The sequence below is a fragment of the Proteus columbae genome, from assembly GCF_002777965.1.
In the GTDB taxonomy this organism is placed as follows: Bacteria; Pseudomonadota; Gammaproteobacteria; order Enterobacterales; family Enterobacteriaceae; genus Proteus; species Proteus columbae.
Genome location: NZ_NGVR01000009.1, coordinates 43,062 through 58,546, shown reverse-complemented (window position 1 = coordinate 58,546; position 15,485 = coordinate 43,062). Strand labels below are relative to the sequence as shown.

Genomic DNA, 15,485 nt, shown 5'->3' with positions numbered 1-15,485 from the left:
TCTCCTTAAATTATTTATCTTTACCAACATGAAGAATGGCTAAAAACGCTTCTTGTGGTAGCTCTACGTTACCAATTTGCTTCATACGTTTTTTACCATCTTTCTGTTTCTGTAACAGTTTCTTCTTACGGCTAACGTCACCACCATAACATTTGGCTAATACGTTTTTACGTAACTGCTTAACAGTTGAACGAGCAATAATATGGTTACCAATTGCCGCTTGGATAGCGATATCAAACTGTTGGCGTGGAATAAATTCTTTCATTTTTTCCACCAACTCACGGCCACGATAAGGTGCATTATCATTATGTGTAATCAATGCTAAAGCATCAACACGATCACCGTTAATCAAGACATCTACACGTACCATGTTAGAGCCTTGGAAGCGAATAAAGTTATAGTCTAAAGAAGCATAACCGCGTGATGTTGATTTTAAGCGATCAAAGAAATCTAATACCACTTCAGCCATCGGAATTTCATAAGTCAATGAAACCTGATTACCATGATAGACCATATTGGTTTGAACACCGCGTTTTTCGATACATAAAGTAATTACGTTACCTAAATATTCTTGCGGTAATAACATATGGCATTCAGCGATAGGCTCTCTGATTTCCTCAATATTATTTAGTGGTGGTAATTTAGACGGGCTATCCACTAATACAATATCACCATTCGTCATTTCGACTTCATAAACAACGGTTGGGGCCGTTGTAATCAGATCGAGGTCATATTCACGTTCTAAACGTTCTTGAATAATCTCCATATGAAGAAGACCCAAGAAACCACAACGGAAACCGAAACCTAATGCAGATGAGCTTTCTGGCTCATAGAATAATGAAGCATCGTTTAAGCTTAATTTACCTAATGCATCACGGAATGATTCATAGTCGTCAGAGCTAATTGGGAATAAACCCGCATAAACCTGTGGCTTAACTTTTTTAAAACCAGGCAATGGTTTATCTGCTGGTTTTTGCGCTGCTGTTAAGGTATCCCCTACTGGCGCACCTAAAATATCTTTAATACCACAAACAACCCAGCCTACTTCACCGCAATTTAGCGTGGTTGTATCAATTTGTTTTGGTGTAAAAATACCAATACGGTCAATGTTATAAACCTGCCCCGTACTCATTACCTTGATTTTATCGTTTTTGCTGACTTTACCGTTTTTAACACGGATCAGTGAAACAACGCCAAGGTAATTATCAAACCAAGAGTCAATAATCAGTGCTTGTAATGGAGCATCGGCATCACCTTCAGGTGCTGGAATTTCTTTAACAAGACGTTCGATAACTTCTTTTACACCAATACCTGTTTTTGCAGAGCAACGCACTGCATCTGTGGCATCAATCCCCACAATATCTTCAATTTCTTCAGCAACACGCTCAGGCTCTGCTGCGGGTAAATCTATTTTATTTAAAACTGGAACGACGGTGAGATCCATATCCATCGCTGTATAGCAGTTTGCTAATGTTTGCGCTTCAACCCCTTGCCCAGCATCTACGACCAATAAGGCGCCTTCACATGCAGCGAGTGAACGAGATACTTCATAAGAGAAGTCAACGTGTCCTGGGGTATCGATAAAGTTAAGCTGATAAACTTCACCGTCATCAGCGGTGTAATTCAAGGTTACGCTTTGCGCTTTGATTGTAATACCACGTTCACGCTCAAGATCCATAGAATCAAGAACCTGCGCAGCCATTTCACGATCTGATAAGCCACCACAAATTTGAATAATTCGATCTGATAACGTCGATTTACCGTGGTCAATATGTGCGATAATGGAAAAGTTACGTATGTTTTTCATTCTGAAATTATTTTTCTCTATTGCTTTGCTCTATAAATCTGGCTTTGGAGTCATTCATGGACACAAAGCGAAAACTCTATATTGCAGGAGTTATTATTGATGACGCATTCTACACACTAGAGACATTATACTCAAAGAAACGTTCATCAAACACAAACATTTATGCTAAGACTTGCATTTATTTGTAATTTTTTGCGGGCAATTTCCAGATATAGAAACGTGTTAATTTAAGATAGATATTATTACAAAAGCAGCATGACAAAAATAATGGGGCAAATGCCCCATCTTTTTAATCAACTCATTATTCTTGAAATTGAACTTTAAGTTCATGAGGTGGAAGCCCTATTTGCAATACAATAGGTTCAAAACCTTCATCTTTGCTCCACCAAGTCGCTACTTTTTTGGCAAATAAAAAACCAAGGGCACCGCCCACAATTCCACTACAAAAAATAGCAAATTCACTCGAAAGCCAAAGGCTCGCAATGCCTGCGACAATAAATAAGCCTATAAGTGGCGTTAAATACACTAGCATTGCGGAAAGAAGTAGATTATTTTCAGGTATTCCCACTTCCACTTTTTGCCCTTCGACTAAAGGTTGTGCAACGGGAAGCTCGAGTTGATGAACTGTCTCAGGTCCTATTTTATTTAATAAATAAGAACCACATGCAGCGCGAGCTTGGCAACTACCACAGCCAGAAGAAGATCCGTAGCGTAATAACGCACGTCCTTCGTGCCAATGTATAACTGTTGCCCACTCTTTAACCATAACTTATACCCTTTTACTTTTTCGTAAATACAACACTATTAACTATTGCTTGTGCTGTAGGAAATGGTAACTGACCAATAAAGGTAATTTCATTACCTTCTTTGTCATAGGTATAAATTGTATTACGACCATACCTTAACATTTTATCGCGTTCGGGCGAATTAACGTGTTGACCACTTTTATTAACATAAATAGAGAAGTCAAATAAGCCATCGCTAAATAAAATAGACTGACTAAACTCAGTTTCAGAAATTTGATGGTTACTGCGTTTTACCTCTTTAAAACCCTCAGGCAATTGACTAACCGACCAGTTATAAACCAAAGGTTTAGCTTTTGGTACAAGTAATAAAGGTGGCATATTGACGGTACGTAATGAATTAAGTTCAGTTACGACTTCACTCCCTTCATTAACTGTGATCACTCGAAATTGTTCAATGATGTCATTATTCTTATCTAACAGATCAACTCTTAAAGGCAGATATCTTTCTTCATCAATAAACAAGACATAATCATAACGGTCATTATTTTTTGATAGCACACGAACAACTCGGCTTGGAATATCACCAATATGTGTTCTACCTGCATCAATAAAATTATAATAACCGGATAATTCGTTGAAATCTTGGTAAATGATAGAAGGAATATAATCAACGATATGATCATTTCTTAAGCTAAAAGCATCTAAGCCCGGCTCAAAATAGCTGATTTCATCACCACGTTGAACTATTTCACGGCGAGTACTATCCATTTGCATTAATTGTGCAAGTGGTTTGCCATCAATAAGAGTGTGACGGTAGCGAATAGGAACAATACCTTGAGAATTGATATTGATAAAAGATAATTCATAGGTAGAGCTTTGACTTGTCTGACCCATCTTTTGCAACAAAGCCTCGACACTACCTGTTTGAGGTTGTGCCAAGGCTTGTATCGGCATTGACAGGCTGCCCACCAGCAATAAGGTGGATAACCATAATTTTTTCATTACGACTGTTTCATTCCCACACGTTATTTATACATTCACATCTATTATTACTGTGCTGCTAGGGGTTGAGTTTCACCTTGAGCGCTAACTGGCGCTTCATTTTGTGGTGCATTATAGATACGACGATCTAACTCATACTGTTGCAACATTAATCCAAGGCGCTGATTACGCTCTTGTAAACGTGTTTGCTGGTCTTTACCTAAAGTATCATTTTGAAGATTTAAGCTTACAGGTGAACCTGAACCCATAATAGGTTGAGTATTAAATACAGGTGTATCTACTTGGAAATCTTCAGAACCACTTTTTCCATTATATTGCTGAACACCAACAATAACAGCTAATGAAACACAAGCCGCAACACCGATTTGAGTTAACTGACTTGCCCAAGGACGTAACGTTTGTAAGAAAGAGTGCTGACGCCATTGTGATGGCGCAGGTTGCTGCTCTTGTTGTTGTTCAGGACTTATGCGAACAGGTTCATTCTCTAAAGCGAGCGCAACGCGACTTGCGATATCGAAGTGGACTACTTCACCTACATCACCACGCATTGTGTCACGAATTAAATGGTAGCGTTGCCATGTCTCTTTCATGGAGTCATCACGAGCAATTGTACCCATTAATTCTTTATCAAGAACTTCGCCATCCATAAATGCAGAAAGTTTTTCTTTTTGCATGTAAAAGTACCCTTCAGTCAATGATGGTTCACCCACAATTAAAACTCTTGTATTAATGGTTGAACCTTATTATCAATAGCTTCTCGCGCCCTAAAAATTCGTGAACGTACTGTTCCGACAGGGCAATCCATAATGACCGCTATCTCTTCATAGCTTAGCCCGTCAAGTTCCCGAAGTGTAATAGCAACCCTTAAATCTTCAGGTAATGACTCTATGGTGTGAAAAACCACTCTCCGTAACTCTTCAGACAACATTAAATTCTCAGGGTTCGAAATTTCTTTTAGTGCATTAGGTGATTCGAAATTTTCAACATCACTCGCATCTAAATCATTCGAAGGCGGACGTCGCCCCTGTGCGACCAGATAATTTTTTGCTGTATTCACAGCAATGCGATAAAGCCATGTATAAAAAGCACTATCTCCACGGAAAGAACCAATGGCACGATAAGCTTTAATAAAGGCTTCTTGCGAAACATCTGGTACATCACCCTGTGGTACATAACGGGAAATCAGGCTTGCTACCTTGTGTTGATAGCGGATGACCAGCAGATTAAAGGCTTTCTGGTCACCATTTTGTACCTTTTCAACCAACATTTGGTCCGTTAACTGCTCGCTCATTAGAGATGGACTCTCCCGAAGTCAAGCTTCACACTATTTTTAAATGACTCCGTCATATTTACTCTCGTTATTCCTTCTCGTTTTATGAGCTACAAGACTTAGAGCGCAAAAATAGTATGAAGTTCAATTCAATCATTATTTTAAGAGATGAATCACAAAAAAATCATCATGGTGATCACCCAACCAAAATGCAATTTGCCAATAAAAAAACGATAACACAATGATATTATTTAAATATATACGATTACTTACAACAATATATATTATCTTAAACAAGATATTATTAAATATAGATTTAATAATATAAATAAAAGTCAGTCACCCAAGATTGGAACTTATCAGTATAGTGCCCTTCGTTATTACGAATAATAAGTTCGTCTATACTACATGCAACACTGCCTTGATTTTGTCTTTGAAATGCTAACAAAATTCGATGATAAGGTTTATCTGCACTGTCTTTAATATTAACGCGTTTTGCAACATTCCACTCTTTTTTTTCTGCAATTTCAATAAATTGCTCACCAATAGAATAAGGTAATACAACACAGAACAAACCATCTTCGGTGATAAGTGATTGCGCACTATCCAGCAATCCCTCATGCGTTAAGGTTTTGGTATATCGTGCTTGCTCACGAATGTCATTACGACAAGCAATTGCTGGCTCAAAATAAGGAGGATTACTAACAATCAAATCATACTTGTTTTGCGCTTGCTCTGCATAATGATGAATATCACTATGATAGATATGAATAAATGAATGCCATTGTGACTCTTGGGCATTTTCCGTAGCTTGTAATGCTGCTTTCTCATCAAGCTCAATGCCATCAATACACTCAATTTTATTCGCTCGTTGAGCGAGCATTAATGCAATTAGTCCACTTCCCGTACCAATATCAAGTGCTCTTTTTACATTATCGATAGGTGCCCAGGCCCCTAATAAAACACCATCTGTACCCACTTTCATTTCACACTTATCATGAGCAACAAAAAATTGTTTAAATGTAAAACCACCTTTGCGTAATCCTGCTTTTTTCACTTTCTTTTGATTCATCTATTGGCTCTATTGATTTGTACAGCAATCTCTTTTTTATTGCTTATCAAGCATGTCACGAAAAAAGAGATATATGGTAAGATAACGTTTCTACAGCCCCTATCTTAACATTAAACTATTTGTATACGATGCACGCTTATTTAGATTAAGCCTAAAAACAACGAATACCTTCGTCTATCGGTAATATATAATGTGATAGCGGTAAATCCTCTGGCTTTTAGCGGGGGATAATGTCAAAATCCGCGCCCTAAACAGAGGTATACAATGACAGCCACGACATTTTCCAGTCTTGAACTTGATGAAAGTTTATTGACCGCATTAGAAGAAAAAGGATATCAACGTCCTACTGCTATTCAAGCAGATGCAATTCCTGCTGCAATGGATGGACGCGATATTTTAGGCTCTGCGCCAACAGGCACAGGGAAAACTGCGGCCTTTTTGCTTCCAGCAATTCAACACTTGCTTGATTATCCACGTAAAAAATCAGGCCCGCCACGTATTCTTATCCTGACACCAACACGCGAACTTGCCATGCAAGTTGCTGAACAGGCAAAAGAATTATGTGCGCACACACATTTAGATATCGCCACAATCACGGGCGGTGTTGCTTATATGAATCACGCTGAAGTCTTCAGTGAGAACCAAGATATCGTTGTTGCGACAACTGGTCGTTTATTACAGTACATCAAAGAAGAAAACTTTGACTGCCGTGCAGTGGAAATGCTGATTTTAGATGAAGCAGACCGCATGTTAGATATGGGTTTCGCTAACGATATCGAAACTATTGCAGGCGAAACTCGCTGGCGCAAACAAACATTACTGTTCTCTGCAACACTGGAAGGTAATGCGGTTATTGATTTTGCACAGCGTATCCTCAACGAACCTGTTGAGCTTAATGCTGATCCATCTCGCCGTGAACGTAAAAAAATTCAACAGTTCTATTATCATGCTGATAATCTCGAACATAAAACAGCGTTACTTGCTGCATTACTGAAGCAAGACGATGTTAAAAAATCGATTGTCTTTGTTCGTAAAAGAGAGCGTGTAAGAGAGCTTGTCACTGCGTTAGAAAAACAAGGTATTAAATGTAGCTACCTTGAAGGTGAAATGGCGCAAACACAGCGTAACGATGCGATCAAACGTTTAGAATCAGGCAAAATGAATGTGCTTATTGCCACAGACGTTGCTTCTCGTGGTCTTGATCTAGATGACATCACACACGTTTTCAACTTTGACTTACCTCGTACTGCCGATGTTTACTTGCATCGTATTGGTCGTACAGGACGCGCAGGTCGTAAAGGTATCGCAATTTCATTAGTTGAAGCTCACGACCACCCATTATTAGGGAAAATTGGCCGTTACGTTCAAGAGCCAATTAAATATCGTGTTGTTGCTGAACTACGTCCAGAAACCAAAGCACCAAGCTTGAAAGCAACATTCAAACCTTCTAAAAAAGTACTTGCTAAACGCAAAGCGAAAAAAGAAGAAGAGAAAAAAGCAGTTAAAGAAAAAGTGCGGACTCGCGATCGTAAAAATATTGGTAAACGTCGCAAAGCAGTTGCTGAGCATACAGAAAAAAATGTTGCGCCTACTGCACCAACAAAAGAAACGAATACTGATAACGAATAATTTGTACACTTTCTGATCTTATAAAAAAACCGTAGCTATATAATATAGTTACGGTTTTTTATCTTTTTTCTTCTATTATAGAAAAAAAGCCCGATATTTTCATATCGAGCTCATTATTAACTTATTGCTTTAGTGAAGATTACAGGCTTTCTGTGAAAGTACGAGTAATAACATCACGTTGTTGTTCTGGAGTCAGTGAGTTAAAACGCACTGCATAACCAGAAACACGAATAGTTAATTGAGGATATTTCTCAGGATTGTTAACAGCATCTTCCAGTGTTTCACGGCTTAATACGTTAACGTTAAGGTGTTGACCACCTTCTACACGAACAACCGGTTTAGATTCTACAGGCACTTCACGGTATTCGATATTGCCTAACTCTTTACGGTTAATCACTTGGCCTTCTTCAAAGCCTTTTTTAGCACAGATGCAACGAGCTTCGCCGTTTTCATCATCTAATAACCAGAAAGAGTGTAATAAATCATCGTTATCAGCTTTAGTAATTTGGATACCAGTAATCATTTCGACCTCCAATTTGGGCGCAAAATCAAATTCTAATCTCATATCAGAACTTGGGTATTTGGTCTAACCAATGTTTCTGTCTACTTATATACCAGTATAAATGGTGTCATTCTTTGATAAATATCAATAAAATTCATAAGCACTTTACCTCATAAGGTGCAAAGTGTTGTTTTAAATCAATAATCATTTATCGCTAATTTGCAATTTTTTTTGTAAATTTTCAAATAAAAGTTGAGAAATCAATTAATTTTTATTTTTAGTCCGTAATATTTTCATTCCCCTGATGAAATCGGTAAGCTTAGGCACTATAAGATATCAACAAGGATTTTAGGTTATGACTACACCATTAACTTGGCATGATGTGATAGGCGCTGAAAAAGAGAAGCCTTACTTTCATCAAATTATGTCTCAAGTCGCACAACAAAGAGCCGCAGGTAAAATTGTTTATCCTCCTCAAGAAGATATTTTTAATGCTTTTCGTTTTACGCCTTTTGATAATGTGAATGTAGTTATTTTGGGGCAAGATCCTTACCATGGCCCTAATCAAGCACATGGACTCTCTTTTTCAGTGCGACCAGGCGTGCCAGCACCACCTTCATTAGTCAATATGTATAAAGAGCTTGAAAAAGAGTACCCTGATTTTAAACGCCCTAACCACGGCTATTTAGAAAGCTGGGCAAAACAAGGCGTTTTATTACTTAATACCGTATTGACGGTAGAGAAAGGCCAAGCACATTCTCACGCTAACTATGGTTGGGAAATCTTTACTGACGCAGTAATTGAACAGATCAACCAGCGTAGAGATGGGGTTATTTTCTTACTGTGGGGCGCTCATGCTCAGAAAAAAGGACGTTTTATTGATACAAATAAACACGTTATTTTAAAAGCACCTCATCCATCCCCGCTTTCAGCCCATAGAGGCTTTTTAGGTTGTGGTCATTTTAAACAAGCCAACGATATTTTACAGCAGCAAGGCCGCACACCAATCAATTGGCATCTTGATCCCATTGAATAAAATCACCCTATAAAACATAAAACCGCACAATAACAAGAATATTAAATAATCTTCATATTGTGCGGTTTACTTTATCTACATGTAATAACTCATGTGATAACGAATGTTTTATCGATATTATTTAGAAACGATAACCATAGCTGGGCGCAATAGACGACCATTTAAGGTATATCCTTTTTGCATAACATCAACAACATGATTAGAGTCATGTGCTGGGCTATCAATTAAAGTCATCGCTTGGTGAACTTCAGGGTTAAATACCACATTTTTTTCTTCAACCACTTCGATACCAAATTTACGAACAGCATCTAAAAATGATTTCAGTGTTAATTCTAACCCTTCAATCATTGGCTTTAATGATTCATTTTCATGATCGGCCGCAGATAAAGCACGCTCTAAATTATCGAGTACAGGCAGTAACTCATTAGAAAATTTCTCAAGCGCAAATTTATGTGCTTTCTCAACATCTTGTTGAGTACGACGACGAATGTTCTCAATTTCAGCTTGAGCACGGATCATTGCTTCACGCTCTGTCTTTTGAGATTGCTCAAGTTGTTTTTCGAGAGAATCAACACGCGCTAATGCTTCCACTAATTCAGCTTGAGCATTAAAATCCGCTTGTGCTTCTTCGGTCATTGTTGGCTCTTGAGACTCATTCATTGCAGATTCCATTCCTTCTTTTTCTTTTGAGACTTGCTCTTCATGTACATTTTGTTCTTTACTACTCATGAACATCTCCGCGTAGTTTTGGTATTCATCTTCATATTTAGTTTATTATGGGGATCAATAAACGGGTTTCAAGGAATTGGCGCAAAACGAGGGTAAAAAAATGCCAGATAATACCGTAACGGAAGAAAAACACTTTAAATGCATTGGCATTGTTGGCCATCCACGCCACCCTGAAGCAATTTCAACTCATGAAATGCTCTATCATTGGCTATTGGCTCAAGGCTATGACGTTATTATTGATACACAAGTTGCTCAAGAACTAAAACTAGAAAATGCACAAACCGGTGATTTAACACAAGTTGGCAAAGTTGCTGATCTTGTCATTGTTGTTGGTGGTGATGGCAATATGCTTGGCGCTGCACGCGTTTTATCTCGTTATAATATCAAAGTGATTGGAGTTAACCGGGGTAATTTAGGCTTTCTTACTGACCTTGATCCTGATAATGCCTTACAGCAATTAACCAATGTGTTAGCTGGACACTATCATGAAGAAAAGCGTTTTTTACTTGAAGCACGCGTCTGTGCTGAAGGTCAAAGAAATCGCATTGGTACAGCAATCAATGAAGTCGTGCTTCATCCTGGTAAAGTTGCTCATATGATTGAGTTTGAAGTTTACATTGATGATCGCTTTGCTTTCTCTCAACGTTCTGATGGCTTAATTATTGCAACACCTACGGGATCAACGGCCTATTCACTTTCTGCGGGTGGTCCTATTTTAACCCCAAATCTTGATGCTATTGCACTTGTGCCTATGTTTCCACATACCTTATCAGCACGTCCTTTAGTTATCAGCTGTGATAGCCAAATTCGTTTAAAATTCTCACAAACAAATATCGATTATGAAGTCAGTTGCGATAGCCAATTAGTGTTACCAATTAAAGAAGGTGATGAAGTTATTATTAAAAGAAGTCGTCAAAAACTCAATTTAGTTCACCCGACTGATTACAATTATTTTAATACACTCAGCTCAAAATTAGGTTGGTCGAAAAAAATGTTTTAATTTTTTTGCCTCACTACTTTACTGTATAAAAAACCAGTTTATACTGTATGTAATTACAGATATGTTTTTATACACAGGAGAGGCACTATGCTGACTCAATTAACCATTAGTCATTTTGCCATAGTCCGTGAACTTGAAATCGATTTCTCTGGTGGCATGACCACCATTACAGGCGAAACTGGCGCTGGTAAGTCTATTGCAATTGATGCACTAGGTTTATGCTTAGGTAACCGTGGTGATGCCAATATGGTGCGCCCCGGTGCAACTAGAGCCGATTTATGTGCGCGATTCACACTCTCCGACACGCCATCCGCACAACGTTGGCTTGAAGAACATCATCTTGATGATCATAACGAGTGCCTATTAAGAAGGACTATCTCTGCTGATGGGCGTTCTCGTGGTTTTATCAACGGCACTTCCGTACCTCTTTCACAATTAAGAGAACTGGGTTCTTTACTTATTCAAATTCATGGGCAACATGCTCACCAACAACTTCTAGAACCTCGCTATCAAAAACAACTGCTTGATATCTATGCCCATGAACCGGCTTTGTTAAAAAGCATGAAATCGGCTTATCAAACATGGCATCAAAGTTGCCAAACTTTAGCTGCTTTTCAACAACTCTCTTTAGAACGAGAAGCAAGACAGCAACTGGTTGATTACCATTTAAAAGAACTCAATGAATTTCAGCCAGTACAAGGCGAATACCCAGAATTAGATCAAGAATATAAACGTCTTTCTAACTGCGGTCAGTTTTTAACGCTAAGCCAAAATAGTTTACAAATTTTAAGCGACAACGAAGAGCAAAATATTTTAAGTATGCTCAATGTAGCTAAACATGAAATTGCTGAACTGACCTCTATGGAAAGTCAGTTCAATTCACTACTAGAAATGTTAGAAGAAGCAACGATTCAAATTAGTGAAGTGAGTGATGAACTTCGTCATTATAGCGATCGCCTAGAGATGGACCCGAATCGCTTATTTGAAGTAGAAAAACGCATGTCTAAGTACATTAGTTTGTCACGTAAACATCGCGTTGCACCAGAAGAACTCTATGATCTTCATCAGCAATTAATTGAAGAGAAGAATGCCCTACTTCGTCAAAATGATGATTGTGACGCTTTAATAGAACAAGTCAAAGCTGACCATTTAATTGCATTAGATGTTGCAAAGCAATTGCATCAAGTTCGCCAACAATATGCAAATGAATTAAGCCAACTTATCACTAACAGTATGCATCAGTTATCAATGCCACATGGTTATTTTACTGTTGATACCTATTTTGATGACAGCTCACTGCAAATCGATGGTGCCACAAAAGTTGAATTTAATGTCACCACAAACCCAGGACAACCTCATCAAGCACTTTCTAAAGTGGCTTCAGGCGGTGAGCTATCACGTATTGCACTCGCAATCCAAGTGATCACAGCCAAAAAAATGGATACCCCAGCACTTATTTTTGATGAAGTTGATGTGGGTATCAGTGGCCCAACAGCGGCTATTGTGGGTAAATTACTCCGTGAGTTAGGTGAATCAACTCAAGTTATGTGTGTCACTCACTTACCTCAAGTTGCAGGTTGTGGTCATCAACACTATTTCGTTAATAAAGAGACAAATGGTGAAGAAACTGAAACAACCATGAAACTGTTATCGAAAAAAGAACGTCTACAAGAGCTCGCTCGTTTATTAGCAGGCAGTGAAGTCACCAAAAATACCTTAGCAAATGCGAAAGATTTGTTGGCTGCATAACGATTAACAAACTTTTATTGATATTTAGGGTCATAGGCAGAGCGTGAAAGGTTTTCAATTGCTGCGTTGTCGATTATCATCGTCACTATGACCCTAAAAGGAATGTAATAACCATGCGTTTTAAACTGTTAAAAGTTGCCGCCTTATCTTTAGTCGTAATGACTTCAGGTTGCTCTATGTTCGAGAGACTGGTTTATCACCCAGATATCAATCAGGGAAATTATTTAACGCCAGCCGAAGTCGCAAAAGTTCAGCAAGGAATGACACAGCAGCAAGTTCAATTTGCCCTTGGTACGCCAATGCTTAAAGATCCTTTCGGAAGCCAGACTTGGTATTATGTTTTCCGTGAAGAGCCTGGTCATCAGGAAGTACGTCAAGAAACTCTTACCCTGACTTTTGATAGCAATGGCATACTGACTAAGATTGATAAACAAGGCAATATGCCTAACTTCTCAGCACCGGCAACAAAATCGTAATTCGATTACAGTGCTAAGAAGGCTTAGTTTTGTATAAGATTGGCAAAAGTGAATTGCACCCCATACGTTAAAGTTGACGTTGGGGTGTGTTTTTATATAAAGGGAAATTACTTTATAACAGTGTTGTCTTTTATTATATCTGTCTGTAATCAAACGTCCTATCAATGCAGCATATGATGCTCACCCTATTGGAGCGAACAGCATGATATTAATCCGCTTTTTGTCGTGCTTTCTCAGCACGTTTACGACGCATTTCTTTAGGATCAGCAATTAAAGGTCGATAAATTTCAACTCTATCACCATCTCGCACATTATCACTTAACTTTGCTGGTCGACTATAGATACCCACTTTATTCTTTGTCAGATCAATATCATTACAAATCGTTAAGATATTTGAAGCAATAATGGCTTGTTCAACAGTATCCCCTAATGTTAGTTCAACAGGGATAAGGTACTGTTTGTCAGGCAACGCATAAGTTACCTCTACCCATATTTTAGTCACGATAGATCTCTTTCGCTCTGTGAGTAAATGCCTGAACCATATTGTTCGTTAAATCCTTAAAAATACGTCCAAAAGCCAACTCAATTAATTTATTGGTGAACTCAAAGTCTAGCTGAAACTCTATCTTACACGCATTATCATCAAGTGCGGTAAACACCCATCCCCCAGTTAATTTACGAAAGGGACCATCAACAAGACGCATATCCACACGTTCATTTGTCTTTAAAAAGTTATGGGTAGTAAATGTTTTACTAATCCCCGCTTTAGAGACGTTAATTGATGCAATCATTTCTTCTGGTGTGCTTTTGATCAGTTTACTTCCAACGCATCCTGGTAGAAAATCAGGATAAGTAAGAACATCATTAACCAGTTTAAACATTTGCTCTGTACTAAAAGGGACAAGAGCAGATCGACTAATCTGAGGCATAGTTATTCCTGTACGACAACACTGTGTGTGATCATATCATTGAACAGTGACTAATTAAAAATCTAATGGAATATAGCTTAAGTTTTATGCAATTGAAAAGAAAACAGTCGGTTAAATGATTTCTTTCTATTGCTCATACAGTATAATGTGGACATTATGACAAAGAAAAAATCACACAAACCTGGTTCTGCGACCATTGCGTTAAACAAACGTGCTCGCCATGAATATTTCATCGAAGATGAGATAGAAGCGGGCTTGGCGCTACAAGGCTGGGAAGTTAAATCACTACGTGCAGGAAAAGCCAACATCAGTGATAGCTACGTTGTCATGCGTGACGGTGAAGCTTATCTTTTTGGTGCAACCATTACTCCTTTAAATGTTGCATCAACTCATGTGGTTTGTGACCCAACGCGTACCCGTAAACTATTATTAAAACAGCGTGAACTTGATAACCTTTATGGCCAAATCAACCGTGATGGTTACACCGTTGTTGCTCTTTCCCTTTATTGGAAAAACGCTTGGTGCAAAATCAAAATTGGCGTTGCGAAGGGTAAGAAAGATCACGATAAACGTGAAACCATTAAAGATCGTGAGTGGAAATTAGACAAAGCACGTATCATGAAAAATGCTAACCGCTAAATTGCGTTAAGTACTAGCAATTACAAGTATTTTTCTGGTATACTCGCTTTCAACAACTTGGGGCTGATTCTGGATTCGACGGGATTTGCGAAACCCAAGGTGCATGCCGAGGGGCGGTTGGCCTCGTAAAAAGCCGCAAAAAAATAGTCGCAAACGACGAAAACAAACTAGCACTAGCAGCTTAATAACCTGCTTAGAGCCCTCTCTCCCTAGCTTCCGCTCTTAAGACGGGGATCAAGAGAGGTCAAACCCAAAAGAGATCGCGTGGATGCCTAGCTTGGGGTTGAAGCGTTAAACTTAATCAAGCTAGCTTATTCATGGCGTGTCTGTCCGCAGTGGGTAAGTGAAATTAAAGACTAGACTAAGCATGTAGTGCCGCGGATGTAGAAATTTCGGACGCGGGTTCAACTCCCGCCAGCTCCACCAAATTATCTTCTAAGGACGTCCAAAGAAGACTGAAAAGCCCGCTAACTCAATGAGTTGCGGGCTTTTTTATGTCCTACACTGTCCTATTTTATCCCACCCAAGCTAATTACTTTAGGCCCATTGATAGGCCCAACGAAAAGAACTAACATCTTTGTTGGGTCTAAACGCATGGAGATTTTTCATGGCAAGAAAAACTAAGCCATTAACCGATACCGAAATCAAAGCAGCTAAACCGCAGGACAGGTTTTTCAGGCGTTGTTACTTCATTTATGTCCATTGTTTACCTCACTGGATTATTACCGGTAAGGCCCGCCTTACCGACGGGAAAATGGCGAACGTTATCCCACCTAAATAAGATAGGTGATAATAATGATTGATTTGAATAGTACAAAGTTTGTTTTCATCGACATTCAAGTTAACAGAGTCTGGATGAAAAACCAGCGCTTTTTTCACTTATGCGCTTAATGTCCGCT

At 38.7% G+C, this 15,485-nt stretch carries 17 protein-coding genes and 1 other RNA gene; 8 read left to right on the top strand and 10 right to left on the bottom strand.

Annotated features, from left to right (window positions below; genetic code table 11):
• Positions 1 to 10 precede the first annotated feature (10 nt).
• The 6 genes from lepA to trmN all read right to left on the bottom strand — a co-directional run bounded on the left by lepA (position 11) and on the right by trmN (position 5,897).
• Positions 11 to 1,807 carry a translation elongation factor 4 gene (lepA, locus tag CBE70_RS04355; RefSeq protein ID WP_100158380.1) on the bottom strand — a complete coding sequence of 599 codons (1,797 nt, stop codon included), beginning with the start codon at positions 1,805 to 1,807 and terminating at the stop codon, positions 11 to 13.
• Positions 1,808 to 2,108: 301 nt separating this feature from the next.
• Complete coding sequence (gene rseC, locus CBE70_RS04350; RefSeq protein WP_100158379.1) at positions 2,109 to 2,573, bottom strand: SoxR-reducing system protein RseC; 465 nt, start codon at positions 2,571 to 2,573, stop codon at positions 2,109 to 2,111.
• 13 nt (positions 2,574 to 2,586) lie between these two features.
• Complete coding sequence (gene rseB, locus CBE70_RS04345; RefSeq protein ID WP_100158378.1) at positions 2,587 to 3,555, bottom strand: sigma-E factor regulatory protein RseB; 969 nt, start codon at positions 3,553 to 3,555, stop codon at positions 2,587 to 2,589.
• Positions 3,556 to 3,602: 47 nt separating this feature from the next.
• Positions 3,603 to 4,229, bottom strand: coding sequence for an anti-sigma-E factor RseA (gene rseA / locus CBE70_RS04340; protein ID WP_269800193.1), 627 nt, complete (start codon positions 4,227 to 4,229; stop codon positions 3,603 to 3,605).
• Positions 4,230 to 4,267: 38 nt separating this feature from the next.
• Positions 4,268 to 4,846, bottom strand: a complete 579-nt coding sequence (rpoE, locus tag CBE70_RS04335; protein ID WP_006533574.1) for an RNA polymerase sigma factor RpoE — start codon at positions 4,844 to 4,846, stop codon at positions 4,268 to 4,270.
• A gap of 295 nt (positions 4,847 to 5,141) precedes the next feature.
• Complete coding sequence (trmN, locus tag CBE70_RS04330; protein ID WP_100158376.1) at positions 5,142 to 5,897, bottom strand: tRNA(1)(Val) (adenine(37)-N(6))-methyltransferase TrmN; 756 nt, start codon at positions 5,895 to 5,897, stop codon at positions 5,142 to 5,144.
• Positions 5,898 to 6,161: 264 nt separating this feature from the next.
• On the opposite strand from trmN, the gene srmB reads away from it, so the two are divergent.
• Positions 6,162 to 7,526: an ATP-dependent RNA helicase SrmB gene (srmB, locus tag CBE70_RS04325; RefSeq protein ID WP_100158375.1), complete on the top strand. Its 1,365-nt coding sequence runs from the start codon at positions 6,162 to 6,164 to the stop codon at positions 7,524 to 7,526.
• A 139-nt stretch (positions 7,527 to 7,665) separates the two neighbouring features.
• Here the strand turns inward: srmB and grcA are convergent, their stop codons facing one another.
• On the bottom strand, positions 7,666 to 8,049 hold the full coding sequence (gene grcA, locus CBE70_RS04320) for an autonomous glycyl radical cofactor GrcA (RefSeq protein WP_023581591.1): 384 nt from the start codon (positions 8,047 to 8,049) through the stop codon (positions 7,666 to 7,668).
• 334 nt (positions 8,050 to 8,383) lie between these two features.
• Between grcA and ung the strand changes: the two genes are divergently transcribed.
• Positions 8,384 to 9,064 carry a uracil-DNA glycosylase gene (ung, locus tag CBE70_RS04310; RefSeq protein ID WP_075673659.1) on the top strand — a complete coding sequence of 227 codons (681 nt, stop codon included), beginning with the start codon at positions 8,384 to 8,386 and terminating at the stop codon, positions 9,062 to 9,064.
• A gap of 117 nt (positions 9,065 to 9,181) precedes the next feature.
• Here the strand turns inward: ung and grpE are convergent, their stop codons facing one another.
• Entirely contained in the window at positions 9,182 to 9,793 is a 612-nt protein-coding gene (grpE, locus tag CBE70_RS04305) for a nucleotide exchange factor GrpE (protein WP_100158374.1), read from the bottom strand.
• A 100-nt stretch (positions 9,794 to 9,893) separates the two neighbouring features.
• Here grpE and nadK point away from each other — a divergent pair, with 100 nt between their 5' ends.
• From nadK to bamE, 3 genes are all read left to right on the top strand, one after another.
• On the top strand, positions 9,894 to 10,793 hold the full coding sequence (gene nadK / locus CBE70_RS04300) for an NAD(+) kinase (protein WP_100158373.1): 900 nt from the start codon (positions 9,894 to 9,896) through the stop codon (positions 10,791 to 10,793).
• A gap of 87 nt (positions 10,794 to 10,880) precedes the next feature.
• Entirely contained in the window at positions 10,881 to 12,542 is a 1,662-nt protein-coding gene (gene recN / locus CBE70_RS04295; RefSeq protein ID WP_100158372.1) for a DNA repair protein RecN, read from the top strand.
• A 113-nt stretch (positions 12,543 to 12,655) separates the two neighbouring features.
• Complete coding sequence (gene bamE, locus CBE70_RS04290) at positions 12,656 to 13,018, top strand: outer membrane protein assembly factor BamE (protein WP_088495022.1); 363 nt, start codon at positions 12,656 to 12,658, stop codon at positions 13,016 to 13,018.
• A 208-nt stretch (positions 13,019 to 13,226) separates the two neighbouring features.
• On the opposite strand, the gene CBE70_RS04285 is transcribed toward bamE, so the two are convergent.
• Both CBE70_RS04285 and CBE70_RS04280 read right to left on the bottom strand, forming a co-directional pair.
• Positions 13,227 to 13,523, bottom strand: coding sequence for an RnfH family protein (locus CBE70_RS04285; protein WP_369961909.1), 297 nt, complete (start codon positions 13,521 to 13,523; stop codon positions 13,227 to 13,229).
• A complete protein-coding gene (locus CBE70_RS04280) occupies positions 13,513 to 13,947 on the bottom strand; it encodes an SRPBCC family protein (protein ID WP_006533588.1) in 435 nt (144 codons plus the stop codon). Before CBE70_RS04280 ends, CBE70_RS04285 begins: the two co-directional genes overlap by 11 nt.
• Before the next feature lie 156 nt (positions 13,948 to 14,103).
• Between CBE70_RS04280 and smpB the strand changes: the two genes are divergently transcribed.
• The 3 genes from smpB (at position 14,104) to CBE70_RS18270 (ending at position 15,367) form a co-directional block, all read left to right on the top strand.
• Complete coding sequence (gene smpB, locus CBE70_RS04275; RefSeq protein WP_069367807.1) at positions 14,104 to 14,586, top strand: SsrA-binding protein SmpB; 483 nt, start codon at positions 14,104 to 14,106, stop codon at positions 14,584 to 14,586.
• 59 nt (positions 14,587 to 14,645) lie between these two features.
• Positions 14,646 to 15,012: a transfer-messenger RNA gene (gene ssrA / locus CBE70_RS04270) on the top strand.
• Between the two features lie 181 nt (positions 15,013 to 15,193).
• Complete coding sequence (locus tag CBE70_RS18270; protein WP_157925992.1) at positions 15,194 to 15,367, top strand: hypothetical protein; 174 nt, start codon at positions 15,194 to 15,196, stop codon at positions 15,365 to 15,367.
• The last annotated feature ends 118 nt before the right edge of the window (positions 15,368 to 15,485 follow it).